The organism is Sphingobium sp. L-44 (genome assembly GCF_056859495.1).
The window spans coordinates 1-2,500 of the sequence record NZ_JBSXOQ010000085.1 but is presented as its reverse complement, the minus strand read 5'-3'; the positions used below and the strand labels follow the sequence as shown (position 1 = coordinate 2,500).

Here is a 2,500-nt window from a genome sequence, read left to right as displayed (position 1 = left end):
CTCAGTACCCGGAGGAAAAGACATCAACCGAGATTCCGTTAGTAGTGGCGAGCGAACGCGGACCAGGCCAGTGCCTGATGTTTAATTAGCAGAACGATCTGGAAAGTTCGGCCATAGCGGGTGACAGCCCCGTATGCGAAAATGAAACATCAGGACTTGAGTAGGGCGGAGCACGTGAAACTCTGTCTGAACATGGGGGGACCACCCTCCAAGCCTAAATACTCGTACATGACCGATAGTGAACCAGTACCGTGAGGGAAAGGTGAAAAGCACCCCGATGAGGGGAGTGAAACAGTACCTGAAACCGGATGCCTACAAGCAGTGGGAGGGTCCTTGAGACCTGACCGCGTACCTCTTGCATAATGGGTCTGTGACTTAGTGTATCAAGCAAGCTTAAGCCGTTAGGTGTAGGCGCAGCGAAAGCGAGTCTGAATAGGGCGCCATAGTTTGATGCATTAGACCCGAAACCCGGCGATCTATGCATGACCAGGTTGAAGGTGCGGTAACACGCACTGGAGGACCGAACCGTTCAATGTTGAAAAATTGTCGGATGAGTTGTGCTTAGGGGTGAAAGGCCAATCAAGCCGGGAAATAGCTGGTTCTCCGCGAAATCTATTGAGGTAGAGCGTCGAATATTTGCCGTTGGGGGTAGAGCACTGGATGGATGCGGGGGTCGCGAGATCTACCAATTCTAACCAAACTCCGAATACCAACGAGTCTAGTTCGGCAGACAGACGGCGGGTGCTAAGGTCCGTCGTCAAAAGGGAAACAGCCCTAACCTACAGCTAAGGTCCCCAAGTCATCACTAAGTGGGAAAGCATGTGGGATTTCCAAAACAACCAGGAGGTTGGCTTAGAAGCAGCCATCCTTTAAAGAAAGCGTAACAGCTCACTGGTCTAAATAAGAGATCCTGCGGCGAAGATGTAACGGGGCTAAAGTGATGCACCGAAGCTTAGGGTTCAGTCTTTGACTGAGCGGTAGCGGAGCGTTCCGTAGGCCGTTGAAGCGGAAGGGTAACCGACCGTGGAGGTATCGGAAGTGCGAATGCAGACATGAGTAGCGATTAAGAGGGTGAGATGCCCTCTCGCCGAAATTCCAAGGGTTCCTGCTTAAAGCTAATCTGAGCAGGGTAAGCCGGCCCCTAAGACGAGCCCGAAGGGGGTAGTCGATGGGAACCACGTTAATATTCGTGGGCCTGGTGGTGTGTGACGGATGCCGTAAATTGTTCGGGCTTATTGGATTGCTCCGGGCAGTGAAGGGGTCCCAGGAAATAGCCCCACCGTATAGACCGTACCCTAAACCGACACAGGTGGAATGGTAGAGTATACCAAGGCGTTTGAGAGAAGTATCCTGAAGGAACTCGGCAAATTGCCTCCGTACCTTCGGAAGAAGGAGGCCCCACATTAAGGCAACTTTTTGTGGGGGGCACAGGCCAGGGGGTAGCGACTGTTTAGCAAAAACACAGGGCTCTGCTAAGTCGGCTTCAAGACGACGTATAGGGCCTGACGCCTGCCCGGTGCCTGAAGGTTAAGAGGAGGAGTGCAAGCTCTGAATTGAAGCCCAGGTAAACGGCGGCCGTAACTATAACGGTCCTAAGGTAGCGAAATTCCTTGTCGGGTAAGTTCCGACCTGCACGAATGGCGTAACGACTTCCCCACTGTCTCCAGGATATGCTCAGCGAAATTGAATTCTCCGTGAAGATGCGGAGTACCCGCGGTTAGACGGAAAGACCCCGTGCACCTTTACTGCAGCTTCAGAGTGGCATTAGGAAAGAACTGTGTAGCATAGGTGGGAGGCTTTGAAGCATTGACGCCAGTTGATGTGGAGCCATAGGTGAAATACCACCCTGTTGTTTTCTGATGTCTAACCTCGCACCGTTATCCGGTGCAGGGACCCTCTGTGGCGGGTAGTTTGACTGGGGCGGTCGCCTCCTAAAGAGTAACGGAGGCGCGCGATGGTGGGCTCAGGACGGTTGGAAACCGTCTGTTAGAGTGCAATGGCATAAGCCCGCCTGACTGCGAGACTGACAAGTCGAGCAGAGACGAAAGTCGGTCATAGTGATCCGGTGGTCCCTCGTGGAAGGGCCATCGCTCAACGGATAAAAGGTACGCCGGGGATAACAGGCTGATGATTCCCAAGAGCTCATATCGACGGAATCGTTTGGCACCTCGATGTCGGCTCATCACATCCTGGGGCTGGAGCAGGTCCCAAGGGTTTGGCTGTTCGCCAATTAAAGTGGTACGTGAGCTGGGTTCAGAACGTCGCGAGACAGTTTGGTCCCTATCTGCCGTGGGCGTCGAAATTTGAGAGGAGTTGACCCTAGTACGAGAGGACCGGGTTGAACATACCTCTGGTGTACCTGTCGTCACGCCAGTGGCGCAGCAGGGTAGCTATGTATGGACGGGATAACCGCTGAAAGCATCTAAGCGGGAAGCCTCCCTCAAGATAAGATTTCATCGAGCCGTCGTAGACCACGACGTTGATAGGCTGGATGTGGAAG

Annotated in this window: 1 rRNA gene (cut by a window edge); it reads left to right on the top strand. The window is 53.4% G+C overall.

Going from position 1 to position 2,500, the window contains the following annotated elements:
- Positions 1-2,500 (top strand): 23S ribosomal RNA (locus AC13EK_RS10980); its annotated part reaches 243 nt to the left of the window's first position; the annotation flags it as partial.